This window comes from Pseudomonas sp. DR48 (assembly GCF_019823085.1).
Lineage (GTDB): Bacteria > Pseudomonadota > Gammaproteobacteria > Pseudomonadales > Pseudomonadaceae > Aquipseudomonas.
In genome coordinates this window covers 6,194,877-6,214,310 of sequence record NZ_CP081946.1, presented here as the reverse complement: position 1 = coordinate 6,214,310, position 19,434 = coordinate 6,194,877, and the positions used below count along the sequence as shown (strand labels likewise).

Here is a 19,434-nt window from a genome sequence, read left to right as displayed (position 1 = left end):
TATATGGATATTCGAATATACGTATGCTCGCCGAAAATGCCAATCCACTTTTTTCGACCTTTTAATGTTTGTGCCGGTGATGGATGTCCGGAAAGTGCGGGTGACTGTGGCGGATCGGCGTGTGCTGATGTTCATGGGTGTGTGGCTCGACTCCGTCCCACTGGAACGCATGCTCATGTTGATGATGTTCGTCATGAACGTGCCGGTGGCTATGAAGGAGTGCGAGGTGCTGATGTTCATGGGCATGACGTTCCTTGAGGTGGATCCAGACGCCCAGCCCCATCAGCAGTGACGCGCCCCAGAACGTTATGCTGACCGGCTCACCGAACAGCACAATGGCAATCGCCGCGCCAAGGAAGGGCGCCGTCGAGAAGTAAGCCCCCGTGCGTGCGGTGCCCAGCCCGCGCAGCGCCAGGATAAACAGCACCAGACTGATCCCGTAGCCGAGGAAACCGACGAGCAACGTCGGCCCGAGTACCGCGATGTGCGGCAGTTTGGCTCCCAGCGCCAGTGCCAGGGCGCAGTTCACCAGCCCGGCAGTCAGCCCCTTGATGCCCGCGATGAACACGGCGTCGGAGGCCGACACTTTGCGCGTCAGGTTGTTATCGATGGCCCAGCAGACACAGGCCAGCGCCACGGCCAGCGGTCCGATCCAGCTCTGCGATTGCGCCGAACCTTGCGGCCAGGCCAGCAATAATCCGCCGGCAACAATGGCCAGCATTCCGGCAACGATCCGTCGGTCGGCATTTTCCTTGAACACCACCCACGCCAGCACGGCAGTCAGCACCGATTCGAGGTTGAGCATCAAGGATGCGGTGGAGCCGGAAGTCAGGGTCAAGCCGAACATCAGCGCGACCGGCCCAAGGACGCCGCCAAACGCGATCGCACCGATCAGCCAGGGCCATTCTGACGCTTTGAGGCCGCTGGGCTGCCAGCCCCGGTCGCGGATCAGCCTGAGGAGTGTCAGGCCCAGTCCGCTGCCCAGATACAACAACCCGGCCAGCAGGATGGGCGAGAGATTCAGGCCCAGCACCTTGGCCAAGGGCGTGCTCGCTCCAAACAGCGCAGCGGCGCCCAAGGCATAAACAACATTCAGGTTCATTCAAGGCTCGACAGGTATTGAGGCAGGATGCCTCGCAGTGTGAACCCGTGTCGCCCCCCGTCAATCCCCTGCGCTCAGGCGCGGCGCGCCATCAACAGCACCGACGCCGCGGCCGACAACAACCCCGCGCAGCAACGGTTGAATATTCGTTTGCCCCGAGGCTCGGCAAACCAGCGGCGCATGTGCAGGCCCATGTAGGCATAGGCGCTGATGGCGATCCATTCCAGCATCAGAAACAACGCGCCGAGCAGCGCGAATTGCGGCGTCACGGTGTGAGTCGGGTCGACGAACTGGGGCAGGAACGCGGTGAAGATGAGGATGGCCTTGGGGTTGCCGGCCGCGACCAGAAACTCCTGGCGTGCCAGCGCCATGATGCCGACTGGCGCGCCCTTCACCACGTGTTCGGCGCCGGGGTCGGCTCGCCACAATTGCCAAGCGAGGTAAAACAGATACGCCGCACCGACAATCTTGATGCCGTAGAACAACAGTTCAGACGTTTGCAGCACCACGGCCAACCCGGCGGAGGCGAGGGCGATCATCCCGGCAAACGCCAGCAGCCGACCGATGCCGGCCACACAGGCAATGCGGTAGCCGTAGCGGGTCGAGTTACTGACCGACAGCAGATTGTTCGGCCCGGGCGCCATGTTCAACGCGAAGCAGGCGGGCAGAAATAGCGAAAGGGTGGCGAGGTCCATGACAGGTCTCCAGGAGCAAGAGAACGCTAGTTTTATCACGGACGGCGAAGGCTTTCCCGGTACAGCGGTGCGCGCAGGCCGCAGTACAATTTCGCGAAGATTATTTGGCGAATCTTCTCGCACCCACCACACACAGGATCACCGCCACGGTAACCCCGAGCATACCGAGGCTGACTTGCTCATGTAGCAACGTGGCCGCCAGTGCCAAGCCAAAAAATGGTTGCAGCAGCTGGAGCTGTCCCACGGCGGCAATTCCTCCTTGGGCAAGCCCGCGATACCAAAATACGAAGCCGATGAGCATGCTGAACAGCGAGACGTACCCCAGGCTCAACCAGGCCGGTGTGCTGATGCCCGAAAACGACGCGGGGGCCAGCCACCAGGTCAGCGGCGCCACCACCGGCAACGACAACACCAGCGCCCAGGAAATCACCTGCCAGCCGCCCAGTGTCTTGGAGAGCTTTGCGCCTTCGGCATACCCGAGCCCACAGGCAAGGATGGCCAGCAGCATCAGGATGTCGCCAGCGGGGGAGGCCGTCAGCCCCTGAGCGAGGGCAAACCCCACCACCAGCAAACTGCCAAGGATCGAGAAGCACCAGAACGCCGGCCGCGGACGTTCACCGCCGCGCAAAACACCAAACGCGGCTGTCGCGAGTGGCAACATGCCGACGAAGACGATGGAGTGCGCGGAGGTAACGTATTGAAGTGCCAGTGCCGTCAGCAGCGGAAACCCGATAACAACGCCCATCGCCACGATAAACAAGGGCATGAACTGGTGACGCGCAGGACGCTTTTCCTGCAACAGCAGTACAAGGCACAGCGCCAGAACAGCCGCGATGGTGGCGCGTGCGACCGTCAGAAAGACCGGATCGAACTCGAGGACGGCCACCCGGGTAGCGGGCAGTGAACCGCTGAAGATCAGGACGCCGATAAGTCCATTGATCAGCCCGCTCGCGTTCTTTTCCAGTGACTGGTGTTGTAGCTTCGATGCACGTTCCATGGGAGTCCACTCGCAGTTCGGGGGTTGCCTTGCGGGCATCGTATGACCGAGTATCGATACAATCAAAAAATTGTCATGGATACATCTTGATATGCCTCGCTCCCGTTACAAATCGCTGGTGGACGCGTTTGCCGCCGATATCCGCGCCGGGCGTTTGCCGCCGGGTACGCGGTTGCCGACACACCGTCAGCTCGCCACCACGGAAAAGCTGGCCCTGGTCACGGCCAGCAGGGTCTATGCAGAGCTGGAGGCAATGGGGCTGGTCAGCGGTGAAACGGGGCGCGGAACGTTCGTCAGGGAGACGTCGCTGCCACCCAGCCAAGGGATTCATCAGCCGGCGGTGGCGGTCGGAATGGTCGATCTCAACTTCAACTATCCCTCTGTGCCGGGGCAGGCCGACCTGCTGCGCAATGCCTTGCGCCAGCTGGCGTTGTCCGGCGACCTGGAGTCCCATCTGCGCTACCAGCCGCATGCGGGCCGCCTGCATGAGCGGGCATCGATTGCACGGCATCTGCTGACACGCGGACTGAATGTTCAGGCCGAACAGGTATTGATCGTCAGTGGCGCCCAGCATGGATTGGCCGTGACCCTCATGGCGCTGCTGCAACCCGGAGAAGTGATCGCGGCTGACGCCTTGACCTATCCGGGGTTCAAGGTGCTGGCCGAGACGCTGCACCTTGAAGTCGTACCGATTCCGCTCACTGATCAGGGGCCAGACCTGGAGGCACTGGAAAAGCTCTGCCGCAGCCGCTCGGTGCGTGCCGTCTACACCATGCCGACGCTGCACAATCCGCTGGGGTGGGTGATGCCCGCCGATCAACGCGAGCGCCTCGTGTCGATTGCGCGCAAGCATGACCTGCACATCATTGAGGACGCTGCCTACGCCTTTCTGGCGCAAGATCCGCTGCCACCGATCGCGCAGCTGGCACCCGAAAGAACGCTGTACGTTTCAGGCTTTTCCAAGAGCGTCGCCACCGGTTTACGCGTCGGATTCGTCGCCGCCCCCGCGCACCGGGTGGCCGCGCTGGAACGCACGATCAGGGCGACTACCTGGAACACGCCCGGGGTGATGACCGCGATTGCCTGCGCCTGGATCGATGACGGAACCGTCAGCGCGCTGGAAGCGCAAAAGCGTGCCGATGCGCAGGCCCGGCAAGCCTTGGCTGACACCCTGCTGACAGGGCTGCACTACATTCGTCATCCTGCTTCCTACTTTATCTGGCTGCCCCTGGCGGAAGACGCGAGAGCCGATCAGATCGCCGTGGCATTGCTGCGCGAACAAGTGGCGGTTTCAACCGCCGAACCCTTTGCAACCTCTGTGCATGTGCCGCACGCGATCCGGTTGGCGCTGGGGTCAGTGGACATGGACTCGCTCGCCGCGGCGCTGGTGAAAGTGAAGCGGGTGGTGGGGGCTTTTACGTAGCGAGCTGCGCTGTCGGTCTGCAGTTTTTATGAGCCCACGTCGCCCGCTGAAGGATCTCGCAAAGCATTTGCCCGAGCGAAGGGCATCGCCAAACGCAACCATGACCTACGCTTGTTCACAGACGCATGTTCAGTGAGCAGGGGTTGCTCCTGAGCGAGATTCAACCGACACCCACAAAAACAATATCGGGAGATCCTTTATGCCTGCCTTGCTCCGTCGAGTCAGCCGTTCCATGGCAATCGCCATTGCAGTTGCCGCGCTGAGTGCATCAGCGTTTGCCCTGGACACCGTCAAGTTCATGGCCCCCGGCTCGGTCGGTGGCGGTTATGACCAGACCGCGCGGGACCTGGGCAAAGCCCTGGTCGAGGTCAAAGCGGCCAAAGCCGTGACCTTTGAGAACAAGGGTGGGGCAGGCGGCACATTAGGCCTGGCGCAATTCGCCAACAGTACCAAGGGCGACCCGAACGCGCTGCTGGTGGTCGGCGCGATCATGGTCGCCGGTATTGAACAGAACAAACCGCAAATCACCTTGAAGGATGTGACACCGATTGCCCGGTTGTTTACCGAGTACAACGTGATCGCCGTACGCAAGGAATCCGAGTTCAAAAACCTGGAGGATCTGCTCAAAGCCTTCAAGGAAAAACCCTCCAGCATCACCTGGGGTGGCGGCTCAAAAGGCTCGATTGATCACATTGGCATCGCCGATCTGGCCAGCAAAATGGGAATCCCGGTCAATAAAGTCAATTACGTCGCCTTCGCCGGGGGCGGTGAAGTGGTCGCTCAGGTATTGGGCGGCCAGATCAAAGTGATCACCGGCGGCTATGCCGAACTGGGCCAATACATCCGAAACGGCCAGTTCCGGGTACTCGCCATCGGCGCACCTGAACGTATCGCCGGTATCGATGCGCCGACGTTGAAAGAGAGTGGCTACGACGTGATTATCGGCAACTGGCGTGGTGTCTACGGTGCCGCGAATCTTACGCCCGAGCAGCGCAAGGAGGTGACCGATGCCGTCCTGGCTGCCGCCGAAAGCAAAGGCTGGAAAGAAAACGTCGACACCAATAAATGGGCACCCAACATTCTGACCGGTGATGAGTTCGGCAAGTTTGTCGATGCTGAACACGTGCGACTGCATGGAATGCTGGTCGAGGTCGGGTTGATTGCAAAATGAACCCGCCTCGTCGGATCGTCCCGGTTCAACTGGCGATTGGTTTGGGAGTGATCGCCATCAGCGCCGTGCTGGCGCTCGGTGCGTACCAGTTCCCTGCGGAGATGGGGTTCGTCATCCTCGGCGCTCACGTCTATCCCTACGCGCTGGCGGTGTTTCTGGGTGTCGTTGGCCTGGTGTTGAGTTATCAGGCGGTCAGCGGTGGTTTCCGCGAATTGGCCGACCACGATGACGAATCTGCCAAGGCGCTGCCCGGCGGCAAACTCGGCGCCGCCTGGGTAACCGCGGGACTGGTGAGCGTAGCCGTGCTGATCAACCTCATTGGCTTCGTGTTGGCGGCCGGTTTGTTGTTTGCCTGTTCGGCCCGGGGGTTTGGCAGTCGGCGCCCGGCGCGGGACCTGGCCATCGGCATCGCCTTGACCTTGCCTATTTACTGGCTGTTCAACGCCGGGCTGGGGGTTTCCCTTCCGCCCCTCGTCAACGCCTGGTTCTGACCCCGGCTACAGGAGATAAAACACGGTGGATATTCTCTCAAGCCTGGCCATCGGTTTTGCCGCCGCCCTGACGCCGATCAACCTGATGTGGGGGTTTATCGGCTGTTTGCTTGGCACCGCGATCGGTGTGCTACCGGGCATCGGGCCGGCGCTGACGGTTGCACTGCTGCTGCCGATCACGGCCAAGGTCGATCCGACGGGGGCGCTGATCATGTTCGCCGGCATCTACTACGGCGCTCAGTTTGGTGGCTCGACCACCTCCATCCTGCTCAATACGCCCGGGGAGTCGTCCTCCATGGTGACGGCCCTGGAAGGCAATCTCATGGCTCGCAACGGACGCGCCGGACCTGCCCTGGCAACGGCGGCCATCGGCTCATTTGTCGCCGGCACCATTGCGACGATTCTGCTGACCCTGTTTGCCCCGGTCGTTGCCACACTGGCGCTCAAGTTCGGGCCTGCGGAGTATTTCGCGATTCTGGTGTTGTCATTCACCACCGTGTCGGCGGTGCTCGGCGCGTCGATGCTGCGGGGTTTCGCTTCGTTGGGGATCGGCCTGACCATCGGCCTTATCGGCCTGGACTCGACTTCGGGGATCGCGCGCTACACCCTGGGCGTGCCGGAATTGGTCGATGGCATCGAAGTCGTGCTCGTGGCAGTCGGGTTGTTTGCCGTAGGGGAGGCGTTGTACAGCCTCCTGTATCAAAAGGAAGAAGCAAGCGGTCGGCACCGGTTGACGTCGCTGTGGATGACCCGTGCCGACTGGAAACGCTCGGTCCCGGCGTGGCTGAGAGGCACGCTGATTGGCTTCCCCTTTGGATCGATTCCCGCAGGCGGCGCGGAAATTCCGACGTTTTTGTCCTACTCCGCCGAACGCAAACTGAGCAAATTTCCGAAAGAGTTTGCGGGCAGCAAAGGCGTGGGCGCCATCGAAGGGGTGGCGGGGCCCGAGGCAGCCAACAATGCCAGTGCTACCGGCTCTCTGGTGCCACTGCTGACGCTCGGCATTCCGACCTCCGCCACCGCGGCGATCCTGCTGGCCGCGTTCCAGAACTACAACCTGCAGCCGGGACCGATGCTGTTCCAGACCTCGGGAGAACTGGTCTGGACGCTCGTGGCCTCGCTGTACATCGGCAACGTCATCCTGCTGGTATTGAACCTGCCGTTGGTAGGCCTTTGGGTCAAGCTGCTGCAAATTCCCCGGCCATACCTGAATGCCGGGATTCTGGTGTTCGCCACCATTGGCGTATACGGCATGCGCCACTCTTCGTTCGACCTGTTGCTGATGCTGGGGATCGGTTGGGGCGGGGTGCTGATGCGCCGTTTTGATTTTCCCGTGGCGCCCGTGATCGTGGGCATGCTGCTGGGACCGATGGCTGAAAAGCAGTTGCGTAACGCGTTGTCCATCAGCGAAGGGGACTGGATGATATTTGTGACGCAACCCATCGCTGCGTCGTTCCTCGCGCTGACGCTTCTGGTGCTCATCGTGCCTCATCTGCTGCACGCTCGGGGCATCAAGCTGCATGAGGATGATTAGGCATTTTTCTTCAATACGCAGCGCAGGGGGATCAGTACGTTGAGCGCTGATTTCCTGAATTGAAGAAGGTGTGCAATGAGTCTGATTATTTCCATGGCCACATTTGCGCTGGTGGCTTCGATAACACCCGGGCCGGTAAACATTGTCGCGTTGAGTTCGGGGGCGCAGTTTGGTTTTCGCGCCAGTCAACGGCACGTCGCCGGCGCCACGTTGGGTTTTGTTCTGTTACTGGTTTTGATGGGGCTGGGACTGCATGAGGTGTTGCTCCTTTGGCCGGCAATGACGCAGGTGATGCAACTGGCCGGCGTGGCGTTCCTGTTGTTCATGGCCTGGAAACTGGCGGCGGACGATGGTCGCATCGATGCCAAGGAGTCGCACCGGGCACCTTCGATGCTGTACGGCGCCGTGATGCAGTGGCTCAACCCGAAAGCCTGGCTGGCCTGCGTGGCGGGCATGGGCGCGTTCGTCGCGGACGGCGAGGCGCGGCTGGTCTGGCAGTTTGCGGCGGTCTATCTGGTGATTTGCTACGTGTCGGTGGGGTGTTGGGTGTATGCCGGTACATTCCTGCGGGGTTACCTCAATAACCCTGCAGGGATGCGTTTGTTCAACCGGAGTATGGCGATCCTGTTGGCGCTTTGTGCGGTCTACCTGCTATTGCCTTGACACTCAGGACAGGCCGCTAAGCGCATTTTCGGTTGGAACGGACAAGGCAGTGAAGCGTCCCTTTCGCAGTTCCGAAATGGCATAAACAGTTCGGGCGGCCCTGCCATTGCCATCGGCAAAACTGTGATACCCCAGCAAGGCACCCAATAACTGCTTGTTGAAGTGTTCGGAACTCGTATCCAGCTTTGCCAAGTGTTTGTCCAGCAGATGCGCACCGGAAACGCTTGCGGGGTATTTAGCCAGCCCTGTCGGAGAGCGATAGGTTTTTTCGGGGGCAGGAATGGCTTTCTTATGTATCTGTCTCAACACGGACGGATCATTAAGCGAGTCGCTACTGGCGGTGTATTCACGAAGCAACGTTTTTAACGTTTCCAGGTCATTTTTGGAACTGGAGGCGTTGAAGATCCAGGCCGCGGCCCGATCCACATCATCGGTCAGACCGCCAGGGTTGAAAGTGCTTTCTTTCGCCATGCCAATGTAGGGGGGCTTACCGAGGTCGAGTTTAAGCAAGGCGTCCTGATGTGCGTTCATGAAGTTGATGTTTTTGACCTCCACATCCAAGACGTTACTTAGAATGTCTGGTAATGCCGATGGGGTGTCTTTGTAGACGTGCAGGTGCGACAGATCATATTTTTGCACCTCATGTTTAGCGATGATTTCGACAGTGTCCGCTGGCAGAACGGTTTTTAAATTTTTCGCACCCTCGGATCTGAGCACAATGTCGCTCAGCGAGTTCTCCAGCAAATGCTTGATTTCAATATTGGAGAATTCGTTCGCCAGCATGCTCTCGTTACTCTTCGACAAGCGTTGCAGAACGTTCTCTGCATCGAGTAAATCAGGGTCTTTGAAAACGAATCTGCCGTGCTCCAGCAGGGGAAGCGCCAAGCGAGATTCGGCGGCTGCATTGAGTTGCGAGGCCCGAACAAAATCGTAAGCGTCCGCGCTTCCCGTCAACTTTCGCAGTTGATCGGTCGCCAGTTCGAATCCGCTGCTGCCCAGCTTGGCAACGCGCACGGCGCCTTTACCCAGAAGGGTGGGAATGCCATCCACGGGGTTAAACAACGATAGCGAAAACTTCAAACTCAGCTGGGTGACGGACGAAATTTTTGAACCCAGGCTGCCCGCCTTGAAGATCAGGTTGGCAGCGGTGCCCGCAAATCCGATAAAGGGCAGCAATACGGCGGCACCATCCAGTAAACATCCCCAGATTCCGCTGGTCCTACGGTCCTTGTCCCCAGATTCGAGGTCTTCAATACAGCTTTTGAATGGAATAATGATATTGGAAATGGTGTCGGCCCATCTGACGTCCTCCTCTAAACGCAGCTCAAATTCTGTTTTGTCGAAACCTGCTGCGATCAGTGAGTCTTTTGTCACATACAGAGCCTCGGATGCGATGAAACGCGCGATATCCTTGAATGCCATAGAACGAAAAGCCAGCAGTGGAGACCGGTAATCAGCGGTGCTTCCTGTTCGTCTGGGCAGCAAAGACAACAGGTCTACGTTAAAGAACTGATGAACCACATTATTTGATGGCTTGCCGTTGAAATAAGCGTCCAGGTCCAGCGCTGCGTTAAGCGATAGCTCTCCACGGTCATTCGCAATCAACGCTTCAGGTATGAAATCGTCGATTTCATCTACGAGCCCGGAAACTCTGAAAGCTTCTGCCAAGGACTGATTTTTTTTGCATTCGCCGGAGAGTGTATTCAGTTCGTAGCAATGGAGCTCGTTGCCCAGTGTAGCGGTGATGATCACACCAAATCGGGCGCGGTCCGTGGGCTGTATGGGCTGGCTGTTGAAAGGGTCTCGCGGCAAGTATCGGCGAAGCGAAAATACCCCAATCTCGCCAACGCCCAATTGGCCTCGGTCTTGTTGTGGGAGAGAGGCGAGCGCATGGCGAATGACGGTGGTTGTCGCTTCTTTCAAACGTTTGAGATGAGCGTCAACTGCCTGGTGGAAAATCTCGTTTATCGACGGCAGCGTCAACAATTGTGGAAACAGCGTGTAAATATCCTTGCCGACCATGTGCCATTTCCTGTCTGCCAGGTTATTGGAGAGGTACGCGTCCAGGATCGATAAGGTCAGGGGGTGTTGGCCAGAAAATCCCGCACTGGTTCTGAGTATTTTTGTTTCTAGAAAATCGCAATCAGGTACGTGAAATTTCAGTGTTTCAAGTGCGAGTTTTTTGCGACTGGGAAACGGTGTCGACAGTGTGTTTGCGCAATGACTCAGTTCATCCAGGTAATCATTGTATTGCGTGGTTGCGGTATTGATCGCTTCCTGGCTGAAGTGACTGCCCGAATCCCCAGGTATGGATTCGTTGATCCGTGCCCAGTACAAAACTGGTTGAACCGTGGAGGCGTTATGCAGTAACTGCTGTCGATGACTGATGGGTGCGATCATCGCCCGCTTCAGTAGTTCTTCATAAGTTAATAGTTGAGATGCCCCCGCGGCATTGAACTCCGCCAGCATGACGGAACGATTCAACACGACCCAGGCCGTCGAACCCATTTGCAACCAGGTCGGTGTATTTTGCACCAGGAACGCTGGCGCCAGTTCAGTCAGCAGTGCGTATACGATCATCGGCACAGCGACAGGTTCGATATATTTGCCGTTGCTGGTCACCTTGTTTGCAAAATGACTTTCCAACTCTCCCCTGACTGCTAGCCAACTCTTTTCGACATGCGCGGTGGAGTACAACTTGTACCCCGCAATATTGATTTCAGGCGTTTTGTTATCAAGGTTGATTCTGAGGTCGAGCATGATCGCCGCCAACAATACCTGTCGGCCCAATACGATGTTCGATACGGCGTCCATCCCGGCGTCATACCAACCCAGCGCCTCGGTGTATTGACGAGCGATGGCGCGGGTTTCCGGTTGACTTAACAACCACTTCAAGTCGTCGTAGGTTTGTGGCTGGATCGCGTTCGGCGAAGGCTGGGTGCCATGCCAGGAAATGACGTTCATCAAGTGGTTGATAAGCAATTCATTACCATCGAGCAATTGATCGGTGACTTTCCAAATAGTCGAACGATGTTCGGTCGTCAGTTCATATCTGGAGTGTGCAGCGCTGGCGAATACTTCACAGAAATTGCTGCGCCCTTTGGCAGCTTCAACGTTGAAAAAATCCAGTAAATTTGCCGCCTGGTCGGCCGTTTGCGGTACGTCGACCTCATGAAAGCGCAACCATTGCGCAACGTTGATCAACGAAGTCGAGCTGATGCCCCAAGTGGTTCGCGTTTGTGTTTTGAGCGTGTTCAGCTGTTTTTCAAGATCTGCAACCTGCTCGATCTCATTCGTGATGTCGTGTTGCTCGAAAACCGTGCGAAAGCGAACACCCAGGGCAGAGTGAAAGATTTGTTTGTGAGCTTTTTTTAATGCCTGGATGCGGCCATTAGTGTCGACGTGAAAAATAGTTTCTTCTGGTAATGATAATTTTGCGCGAACATCAATAAACGCTGGGTGTTGAACAAGGCCTGTCAATAACAGTTTTCCGGGCCTGTGTGCTTTATGAAACTGCGAGTCTTCGGTGATGTGAAGGTAGAAATTTTCAAAGCCGCCCTGTTTGAAGAAGTCTGGTTGATTGGTTGAGATGCCTAACGCTTCAGTTGTCTGATTTTTTTCGCTGAGTTCCGGATCGGAATAAGTAGTGCTGAAGTGGGTGGCGTTATAAATAGCGAGGTTGTCATTCATGGGCGGGCAATCCTTTGCGCGTTGATAGGTTAATAAGTTGCACACCTGGGTCGGGCGCAGAGTAGATGGTGTTGGAAGATTAGCGAACGACATTGTTCAGTCACAACGGTTATCTATTGTCCTGATGTGTCTGCTGTAGCACTGTTAAAAATAATAATGAAGGCTGCTTGATGTTTTAAGTGTCAAGTAATCAGCCGCGATACTGTCCCGGGGTTGCCGCCAAATGCTGTTTGAATGCTCGCTGAAAGTGCGCCTGATCAGCAAATCCCGCTTCCAGCGCTACATCGACAATCAACTTGCCGTTGCGCAGTTGTTCGCGGGCGAATTGGATACGTCGGTTAACCAGATAGGCATGGGGCGTCATGCCGTAATGCTGTTTGAAGGCGCGGATCAGGTAGGACGGTGACAGCTGCGCGGCCTCGCATATGTCCTCGAGCTTGAGCATCAGCGTGCAATTGTCGCGGATGAAATCGGCGGCCCGTTCCAGTTTGAAATTGGGCTCGCGCAACGGCTGTCCAATCGGATTGAGTTGCTGTTGAACCTCGGTGAAAAACTCCACCGCTGCGCTGTGCTTGCTCAACACGTCCTTCAGGGGATCAACCAGTGTTGCGTACAGGTCGTTCAGGCCCGTGAACAGCTTGCCATCGCGGGTATGGGTTACGGAAAACCGTCGATACGCCGAGTCCTGGCTGAAACCGAGCTGATGCTGCAAATCGGTCAGCCAGGGCGTCTCGACGTACAGCATCAGGTAAGACCAGGGCTGGTCGTCTATCGGGTTGCAGGCGTGAACATCGCCGGGATTCATCAGCACAACGGTGCCGGCGCTGACCTCAAAGGCCGATTGCTCATGGACGTAGGTACTGCGCCCGGCGGTGATCGCACCGATGGAGAAGTGCGCGTGAGAATGCCGGGCGTAACAGACCTCGCGGCCATCGGCGATGGACCGGGCTTCGATGAAGGGCAGGGCATCATCGCGCCAGAAGCGTGGGGCTTTGTCTGCGTACTTGGCAACGGTGTGCTTCATCGTTCATGTTCTCGGCGGCCAGAGGGCGAGTGTATTAGCTCTCGCCGTTAAAGGCTCGTTGCAAGGCGGCGATGTCGAGTTTTTTCATCTGCATCATGGCTTGCATGGCGCGCTGGGATTTGGTCGTGTCGGGGTCTTTGAGCATGTCCATCATGGCGACCGGCACGATCTGCCAGGACAGGCCGAATTTGTCCTTGACCCATCCGCATTGCTCATTCTCGGGGTGAGCGGAAAGTGAGCCCCAGAAATAGTCCACTTCCTCCTGGGTCTGGCAGTTGACCTGAAATGAAACCGCTTCATTGAACTTGAACACCGGACCGCCGTTGAGTGCCGTCATGGGCTGTCCGTCGAGTTCAAAACTGACCGTCAACACCGAGCCTTCGGGCCGGCCATGTACCTCCTGACCGGCTTTGCCATAGTGAGTGATGGCAGTGATTTTGGAATGATCAAAGATCGAACAGTAAAACTTCGCAGCCTCTTCTGCCTGATCGTCGAACCAGAGGCAGGGAGTCAGTTTTTGCACGCGTTGCATGGTCGATGCTCCTCTACGGGTTGCTCATGCCGGATTATCAGCGTAGTCAGCCTGTGGTCGATTGGCCGGACCGTAGATCGACAAACAGCCAAGTGGAATTGGTTGCGAGGCGAGTCTGTATGACTACTTTGTGTGTCATTAAGACTCCTTTTCGGTGTTGTCGATATGACTCTTGTTGGCGTAGATGATTGATTTTGTGGGGTTTAAAAGGTGGCACGGGACTTGATACATCTACGGTACAACTGACCTGTTTCAGGAGTACGGAAAATGTTCGATTTCTTCAGCAATCCCCTGAACGTACTGCATCTGTCGAGCAAAGTGCTGGGCGTCGGCCTGATCATGTTGCTGGTCGGCATCTATGGCGCCTATCTCTACAACGGCCATTTGCCGATTGTCGCGCTGGTGTCGATGCATGCCATGACCATCATCGGGCCGACCTTGCTCAAAATAGGTTATGTGATGCGTCTGCTGGCCCAGCATCGTCTGGGAACACGTCTGGCAAGGGTGGTGGCGTAATGCGCAGACTTGCCGCTGCCCCGGTCTTCAGTCTCGGTTTTCGTCCCTTTTTCCTGGCCGGTGCCGGTTTTGCGGCAATCGCGGTGGCGATCTGGGCGTTGTGGTTGTACGGCCGACTGCCCGGCGCGCAACCCGTTGGCGGCATGCTGGCGTGGCACCGGCATGAAATGCCGTTTGGTTTTGCCACGGCCATCATTGCCGGGTTTCTGTTGACGGCCGTGCCCAACTGGACAGGGCGTCCCGGCCTCAGTGGCTGGCCGCTGATCGGCCTGGTACTGGTGTGGCTGCTGGCGCGACTTGCCTGGTTACTGCCCATTCCCGAGGGGTTGTTGTTGCTGGTGCAAGTGCCTTTTCTTCCGCTGCTGGCCTGGGCGATCGGACGGGACCTGGTCGCGGCGGGCAAGCGTGACAACTATCCGGTGTTGTTGGTGATCGCATTGATGGCCGGCGCTCAAGGCATGACCTTGTGGGGCATCGCTGTGGATGATGCGGGCCTGCAACGGCGTGGTGTACTGGCGGCCTTGTGGTTGGTGGCGGCGCTGATGACCGTGATTGGCGGGCGGGTCCTGCCGTTCTTTATCCAGCGGGGCTTGAACCGGGCTGCAGCGGCCGCCGCTCAGGCGCTGCCCACCCGGGTCTTGTTGGTGAGCAGTCTGCTTGCTGCCGTGTCTTTTGCCGGTGGGTTGAATGACGTCCCCAGGCCTTGGTTGGCGCTGTTGTTTGGGGTGATAGGGGCATTGCACTTGCTGCGGTTGTGGCGCTGGCATGATCGGGGTATCTGGCGGGTGCCGCTGCTTTGGTCGCTGTTTCTGGCGTACGCCTGGCTGATGGTTGCGGCGCTGGCGATGGCGCTCTGGCACGCGGGAGTCTTGCCGCAGCAAAGTCTGGCTACGCATGCGCTGGCTGTCGGGGGGATCGGTGGATTGATTCTGGCGATGATTGCGCGGGTCAGTCTTGGTCATACCGGGCGTTTGCTGCAACCGTCGGGGCTTGTGGTGTTGGGGTTTGCGTTGTTGTTGATCGCCGCTGTGTGTCGGGTGTTTCTGGTGCCGTTTTCTGGGGTCGGGCTGGGGCTTTCGGCGGTGTTTTGGAGTGGTGCTTTTGTGCTGTTTCTGGCGAGGTATACCGGTATTTTGCTCAAGCCCAGGTGCTGACGATTTGAACCTTGTCGTTGGGTCGTTGTTCAGGGAGATGCTGACGCTGGGGGGCATATCCGTTTCTTCGGTCATGGCGGCTATTGGTTCCGCCCTGACGGCGGGTCACTTTGAAAAGCGCAAAGTAACCAAACGCTAGCGCCCCTGACGTACGGTGCCTCGCTGTGGCTCGGCATTCCCTCACTCCGGTCCTGCTCCGTGGGCCCGCCGCCATCGGCCATCCATGGCCGGGGGCGGCTAACCCGGCATCCATGCCGGGTTGCCCACTACGCAGAACCTGCGTTCGGCCTTCCGACGGAGCAGATCAAGATCAAGATCAAAAGCGCAAGGCGAGCTAACGCTCGACCTGATGAGTGGTGAGAAGCCACGGGTGTACACCGTCAAAATGTGGGAGTGAGCCTGCTCGCGATGAGGCCCTGTCAGTCGGCGGTGATATTGCCTGTAATGCCGCCATCGCGAGCAAGCTCGCTCCCACAGGTATTGAGTACATCTGGCAAAGCCAGGTTGGCCGGAAGGCCACTTCGCGTGATCGCGCCCACGCTCTGGAGAACGATCAGGACGCGCAAGCGTTGAGCAACCAGGCCGGCCCGCAGGCCGCCTCGCTTTGGCTTTGGCGGTGCACGCCCCCTCGTGAGGCCGAGCGCAGGTTCTGCGCAGTGGGCAACCCGGTATGGATGCCGGGTTAGCCGCCCCCGGCCATGGATGGCCGATGGCGGCGGGCCCACGGAGCAGGACCGGAGCGAGGGCATGCCGAGCCTTAGCGAGGCACCGAACGTCAGGGGCAAAAGCGCTTGGTTACTTGGCGCTCTTCCAAGTGACCCGCTGTAAAAGCGGAACCAATAGCCGCCGTTACCGCAAAAACGGATATACCCCCAACCCCAACCCCAACCCCAACCCCAACCCCAACCCCAACCCCAACCCCAACCCCAACCCCAACCCCAACCCCACCCCAACCCCAACCCCAACCCCAACCCCAACCCCAACCCCAACCCCAACCCCAACCCCAACCCCATCAAGACCGACCCGTGACCGATGGTCGATGAACCCGTCTCCCCCGGCATTTTGCGCTTAGCTGTATGGATAACCCAAGCGCGCAAGCATCTCCATCACCACAGCGACGCCCCTCCAGAACACCGTGAGTCTGAGGAAATTCACAATGCTGACCCTGAACATCAACGGTAAAGACCAAGAGCTTGATGTCCCCGCAGACATGCCATTGCTCTGGGTCCTGCGCGATGTCGCGCACCTCACCGGGACCAAATTCGGTTGCGGCATGGCCCAGTGCGGCGCCTGCACCGTACACATCGACGGAGCACCACTGCGCTCCTGCATCACCCCCGCCACGGCAGTCGCCCACGGCCAAAAAATCCTCACCATCGAAGGCCTCTCCACTGACGGCTCACACCCGGTGCAACAAGCCTGGGCCGAACTCGACGTGGTGCAGTGCGGTTACTGCCAGTCCGGACAAATCATGTCCGCCGCCGCATTGCTGGCCAAGATCCCCAAACCCACCGACAGCGACATCGATCAGGCGCTCTCCGGCAACATCTGCCGCTGCGGCACCTACCCAAGGATCCGTGCCGCGGTCAAACGCGCCGCCGAGATCGGTTGATGCCACGTTGAAGGGAGTCTGGATATGAACAGCTTCAACCCCGTGTCACGCCGCAGTTTCCTCAAGGGTAGCGCCGCCTTGGGCGCCGGTCTGGTAGTGGCGTTCGTCATCCCCGGCGCTCATCGCTTTGCCCTGGGGGCGGAAAATGAAGGCAATGTTTTTGCACCGAATGCTTTCCTGCGCATTGGCAATGACAACACCGTCACCGTGCTGCTCGGCCATTCGGAAATGGGCCAGGGCATCTGGACTGGCCTGACCATGTTGATCGCCGAAGAACTGGACGCCGACTGGTCGAAGATCCGCGTCGAGCATTCTCCTGCGTCAGCGGCGGACTACGGCATGCCGGGATTCGGCGGGATGCAGATCACCGGCGGCTCGACCTCGACCTGGATGGAATTCGACCGCTATCGGCAGGCCGGCGCGACGGCGCGCTTGATGCTGATCCAGGCGGCCGCCAAGCGCTTCAACGTCGCGCCCTCCGAGATTCATACCGAATCAGGCGTGGTGGTTGCCGGCGACAAACGTGCGACCTACGGCGAGCTCGCAGATGATGCCGGCAAGCTGCCAGTGCCGGATCCGGCGTCGATCACGTTCAAGGACGCCAAGGATTGGAAAGTCATCGGCAAACCCACCAAGCGTCTGGACACCCCGGAGAAAATCACCGGCCGCGCCAAGTTCGGCATGGACGTGCAGTTCGACGGCTTGATGACGGCCATGGTTGCCCGTTCGCCGGTGTTCGGTGGCAGCGTCAAGTCTTTCGAAGGAGCCGAAGCGCTGGCGGTGCCGGGCGTGCATAAAGTGGTACAGGTGCCCACGGGCGTGGCGGTGATTGCCGATCATTACTGGGCTGCGAAGCTTGGGCGCGATGCGTTGAAGGTCGAGTGGGACCTGGGGCCGAACACCGGTCTCGACAGTCAGCAACTGCTGGAAACGTTCCGCAAGCTCGCGGCCACTCCCGGCATTTCGGCGAGCAAGGCCGGCGACACGGCCACCGCATTGGGCAAAGCGGTCAAGACCATCGACGTCGAGTACAGCGTACCGTATCTGGCCCACGCACCGATGGAACCGCTCAATTGCACGGTGAAAATCAGCAAGGACAAGTGCGAGATCTGGACCGGTACGCAGTTCCAGACGCTGGATCAAATGATCGCGGGCAAGATCACCGGGCTCAAGCCTGAACAGGTGGAAATCCACACCGAATTTCTCGGCGGCGGATTCGGACGCCGAGCCAATCCGACCTCGGATTTCGTCGCGGAGGCCGTGCAAGTGGCCAAGGCAGCGGGCGAACCGGTGAAAACCGTCTGGTCGCGGGAGGACGACATCCGCGGCGGCTATTACCGCTCGGCGTTTTTGCATCAGGCGCGAATCGGCCTGGACGCCGACGGCATGCCTCTGGCCTGGAAGCATGTGATGGTCGGCCAGTCGATCATGGCCGGCACCATGCTCGAGGCAACGATGGTCAAGGACGGCATCGACAAGACCTCGGTCGAAGGCGTCGCCGACAGTCCGTACATTGAAGGCCTGGCCAATCACCAAGTGGAACTGCACTCGCCGAAAACCGGCATCAACGTGCTGTGGCTGCGTTCGGTGGGGCACAGCCACACGGCGTTCGTCATGGAATCGTTGATTGACGAATTGGCGGAGGCGGCCGGCAAGGACCCGGTGGAATATCGACGTACCTTGCTCAAGGCGCATCCGCGGCATCTGGGCGTGCTCAACCTTGCCGTCGAGAAAGCCAACTGGACGGCGCCGCTGCCGGACGGCCATGCCTTGGGTGTGGCGGTGCATGAGTCTTTCGGCAGCTACGTGGCGCAGGTGGCTGAGGTGTCCCAGGACAACCTGGCGATTCGAGTGCATCGGGTGGTGTGCGCAGTGGATTGCGGGATTGCCGTCAACCCGATGAGCATCGCCGCACAGATGGAATCCTGCATCACCTTCGGCCTCGGGTTTACCTTGCACAGCAAGCTGACCCTGAAGAACGGGCAGGTCGTGCAGTCCAATTACCATGATTATCAAGTGCTGCGGCTGAACGAAATGCCGGTGGTCGAAGTGCACATCGTGCCGAGCACCGAAAGGTCCGGAGGGATCGGCGAGGCCGGCGTCCCACCCACGGCGCCAGCGGTGGCCAACGCGGTGTTCGCCCTGACCGGGCAACGTCTGCGGGAACTGCCCTTGCAACTGTCGGGGGTGTGACATGAGACGACATCTGATTCTAGGCGCGGTGGTGCTGGTCGGTCTGGTCAGCTACGCCGATGACCTGTTTGCCGATGACAAGGAAGCCATCAAGGCCTTCGAAACGGTGCAGAAGGTGTTCCAGAGCCCGCGCTGCCAGAACTGTCATATCCCGGGGGATTCACCGTTGCAGTTCGATGCCGGGATCCCGCATGCGATGAATGTCGTGCGCGGGATGGACGGCAAGGGCGCGGCCGGTTTGCCCTGCGCGACGTGCCATGCCGATAGCAATCCGCCCGCCAGTTACGGGCCCCATGCCCCACCGGGAGCACCGCATTGGAGCTTGCCGCCTGCGGCGCACAAAATGGCCTGGATCGGGCTGCCGGCCGACCGCTTGTGCGCAATGATCAAGGATCGCGCCAGCAATGGTGATCGGGATTTCGCCGCGCTGATCAAGCATGTCAGTGACGACAAACTGGTGCTGTGGGGCTGGAATCCGGGAGAAGGCAGGGCGCCGGTGCCGGTGCCGCACGACATTTTCGTCACCCAGTTCAAGCTCTGGGCGCAAGCGGGAGGGCCATGTCCGGTGGTGGGCAGCTGACCGGCGGTCCGTTATCAGGGAGTCATACCGGGTATGCACCACTCTAAAGTACATACC

15 protein-coding genes and 1 pseudogene are annotated in these 19,434 nt (G+C 58.9%); 10 read left to right on the top strand and 6 right to left on the bottom strand.

The window, feature by feature from the left end; all coding sequences use genetic code 11:
• Window positions 1–61: 61 nt before the first annotated feature.
• The 3 genes from K5K95_RS27975 to K5K95_RS27965 form a co-directional block, all read right to left on the bottom strand.
• Window positions 62–1,102 (bottom strand): DMT family transporter, encoded by a 1,041-nt coding sequence (locus K5K95_RS27975; RefSeq protein WP_222587092.1) that lies wholly within the window; start codon window positions 1,100–1,102, stop codon window positions 62–64.
• Between the two features lie 74 nt (window positions 1,103–1,176).
• A complete protein-coding gene (locus K5K95_RS27970; RefSeq protein WP_222587091.1) occupies window positions 1,177–1,797 on the bottom strand; it encodes a LysE family translocator in 621 nt (206 codons plus the stop codon).
• Window positions 1,798–1,897: 100 nt separating this feature from the next.
• Window positions 1,898–2,794 (bottom strand): DMT family transporter, encoded by an 897-nt coding sequence (locus K5K95_RS27965; protein ID WP_222587090.1) that lies wholly within the window; start codon window positions 2,792–2,794, stop codon window positions 1,898–1,900.
• A 91-nt stretch (window positions 2,795–2,885) separates the two neighbouring features.
• Between K5K95_RS27965 and K5K95_RS27960 the strand changes: the two genes are divergently transcribed.
• The 5 genes from K5K95_RS27960 (at window position 2,886) to K5K95_RS27940 (ending at window position 8,076) form a co-directional block, all read left to right on the top strand.
• Complete coding sequence (locus tag K5K95_RS27960; RefSeq protein WP_222587089.1) at window positions 2,886–4,217, top strand: PLP-dependent aminotransferase family protein; 1,332 nt, start codon at window positions 2,886–2,888, stop codon at window positions 4,215–4,217.
• A 199-nt stretch (window positions 4,218–4,416) separates the two neighbouring features.
• The gene (locus tag K5K95_RS27955; RefSeq protein WP_222587088.1) at window positions 4,417–5,388 is read left to right on the top strand and encodes a tripartite tricarboxylate transporter substrate binding protein; all 972 of its coding nucleotides are present in this window, start codon (window positions 4,417–4,419) and stop codon (window positions 5,386–5,388) included.
• On the top strand, window positions 5,385–5,879 hold the full coding sequence (locus K5K95_RS27950; protein WP_222587087.1) for a tripartite tricarboxylate transporter TctB family protein: 495 nt from the start codon (window positions 5,385–5,387) through the stop codon (window positions 5,877–5,879). The genes K5K95_RS27955 and K5K95_RS27950 overlap by 4 nt, the downstream gene beginning before the upstream one ends.
• Before the next feature lie 25 nt (window positions 5,880–5,904).
• On the top strand, window positions 5,905–7,413 hold the full coding sequence (locus K5K95_RS27945; protein WP_222587086.1) for a tripartite tricarboxylate transporter permease: 1,509 nt from the start codon (window positions 5,905–5,907) through the stop codon (window positions 7,411–7,413).
• A gap of 75 nt (window positions 7,414–7,488) precedes the next feature.
• Window positions 7,489–8,076: a LysE family translocator gene (locus K5K95_RS27940; RefSeq protein ID WP_222587085.1), complete on the top strand. Its 588-nt coding sequence runs from the start codon at window positions 7,489–7,491 to the stop codon at window positions 8,074–8,076.
• 573 nt (window positions 8,077–8,649) lie between these two features.
• Here K5K95_RS27940 and K5K95_RS33705 read toward each other — a convergent pair.
• The 3 genes and pseudogenes from K5K95_RS33705 to K5K95_RS27925 all read right to left on the bottom strand — a co-directional run.
• Window positions 8,650–9,498 (bottom strand): annotated as a pseudogene (locus K5K95_RS33705) (hypothetical protein); the annotation flags it as partial.
• Window positions 9,499–11,956: 2,458 nt separating this feature from the next.
• Window positions 11,957–12,790, bottom strand: a complete 834-nt coding sequence (locus K5K95_RS27930; protein WP_222587083.1) for an AraC family transcriptional regulator — start codon at window positions 12,788–12,790, stop codon at window positions 11,957–11,959.
• A 34-nt stretch (window positions 12,791–12,824) separates the two neighbouring features.
• Window positions 12,825–13,322: a VOC family protein gene (locus K5K95_RS27925; RefSeq protein WP_222587082.1), complete on the bottom strand. Its 498-nt coding sequence runs from the start codon at window positions 13,320–13,322 to the stop codon at window positions 12,825–12,827.
• Between the two features lie 267 nt (window positions 13,323–13,589).
• Here K5K95_RS27925 and K5K95_RS27920 point away from each other — a divergent pair, with 267 nt between their 5' ends.
• From K5K95_RS27920 to K5K95_RS27900, 5 genes are all read left to right on the top strand, one after another.
• Window positions 13,590–13,838, top strand: a complete 249-nt coding sequence (locus tag K5K95_RS27920; protein ID WP_222587081.1) for a transmembrane sensor/regulator PpyR — start codon at window positions 13,590–13,592, stop codon at window positions 13,836–13,838.
• A complete protein-coding gene (locus K5K95_RS27915) occupies window positions 13,838–14,992 on the top strand; it encodes an NnrS family protein (RefSeq protein ID WP_222587080.1) in 1,155 nt (384 codons plus the stop codon). Before K5K95_RS27920 ends, K5K95_RS27915 begins: the two co-directional genes overlap by 1 nt.
• A gap of 1,156 nt (window positions 14,993–16,148) precedes the next feature.
• A complete protein-coding gene (locus K5K95_RS27910; protein ID WP_208668682.1) occupies window positions 16,149–16,604 on the top strand; it encodes a (2Fe-2S)-binding protein in 456 nt (151 codons plus the stop codon).
• 24 nt (window positions 16,605–16,628) lie between these two features.
• Window positions 16,629–18,797 carry a xanthine dehydrogenase family protein molybdopterin-binding subunit gene (locus K5K95_RS27905; protein ID WP_222587079.1) on the top strand — a complete coding sequence of 723 codons (2,169 nt, stop codon included), beginning with the start codon at window positions 16,629–16,631 and terminating at the stop codon, window positions 18,795–18,797.
• Window position 18,798: 1 nt separating this feature from the next.
• Window positions 18,799–19,377, top strand: coding sequence for a hypothetical protein (locus K5K95_RS27900; RefSeq protein ID WP_222587078.1), 579 nt, complete (start codon window positions 18,799–18,801; stop codon window positions 19,375–19,377).
• The last annotated feature ends 57 nt before the right edge of the window (window positions 19,378–19,434 follow it).

What these genes read in the sequence shown, in the direction of transcription:
- K5K95_RS27975 (WP_222587092.1), bottom strand. Translation starts at nt 1,102, where the DNA reads ATGAACCTGAATGTTGTTTATGCCTTGGGCGCCGCTGCGCTGTTTGGA.
- K5K95_RS27970 (WP_222587091.1), bottom strand. Translation starts at nt 1,797, where the DNA reads ATGGACCTCGCCACCCTTTCGCTATTTCTGCCCGCCTGCTTCGCGTTG.
- K5K95_RS27965 (WP_222587090.1), bottom strand. Translation starts at nt 2,794, where the DNA reads ATGGAACGTGCATCGAAGCTACAACACCAGTCACTGGAAAAGAACGCG.
- K5K95_RS27960 (WP_222587089.1), top strand. Translation starts at nt 2,886, where the DNA reads ATGCCTCGCTCCCGTTACAAATCGCTGGTGGACGCGTTTGCCGCCGAT.
- K5K95_RS27955 (WP_222587088.1), top strand. Translation starts at nt 4,417, where the DNA reads ATGCCTGCCTTGCTCCGTCGAGTCAGCCGTTCCATGGCAATCGCCATT.
- K5K95_RS27950 (WP_222587087.1), top strand. Translation starts at nt 5,385, where the DNA reads ATGAACCCGCCTCGTCGGATCGTCCCGGTTCAACTGGCGATTGGTTTG.
- K5K95_RS27940 (WP_222587085.1), top strand. Translation starts at nt 7,489, where the DNA reads ATGAGTCTGATTATTTCCATGGCCACATTTGCGCTGGTGGCTTCGATA.
- K5K95_RS27930 (WP_222587083.1), bottom strand. Translation starts at nt 12,790, where the DNA reads ATGAAGCACACCGTTGCCAAGTACGCAGACAAAGCCCCACGCTTCTGG.
- K5K95_RS27925 (WP_222587082.1), bottom strand. Translation starts at nt 13,322, where the DNA reads ATGCAACGCGTGCAAAAACTGACTCCCTGCCTCTGGTTCGACGATCAG.
- K5K95_RS27920 (WP_222587081.1), top strand. Translation starts at nt 13,590, where the DNA reads ATGTTCGATTTCTTCAGCAATCCCCTGAACGTACTGCATCTGTCGAGC.
- K5K95_RS27915 (WP_222587080.1), top strand. Translation starts at nt 13,838, where the DNA reads ATGCGCAGACTTGCCGCTGCCCCGGTCTTCAGTCTCGGTTTTCGTCCC.
- K5K95_RS27910 (WP_208668682.1), top strand. Translation starts at nt 16,149, where the DNA reads ATGCTGACCCTGAACATCAACGGTAAAGACCAAGAGCTTGATGTCCCC.
- K5K95_RS27905 (WP_222587079.1), top strand. Translation starts at nt 16,629, where the DNA reads ATGAACAGCTTCAACCCCGTGTCACGCCGCAGTTTCCTCAAGGGTAGC.
- K5K95_RS27900 (WP_222587078.1), top strand. Translation starts at nt 18,799, where the DNA reads ATGAGACGACATCTGATTCTAGGCGCGGTGGTGCTGGTCGGTCTGGTC.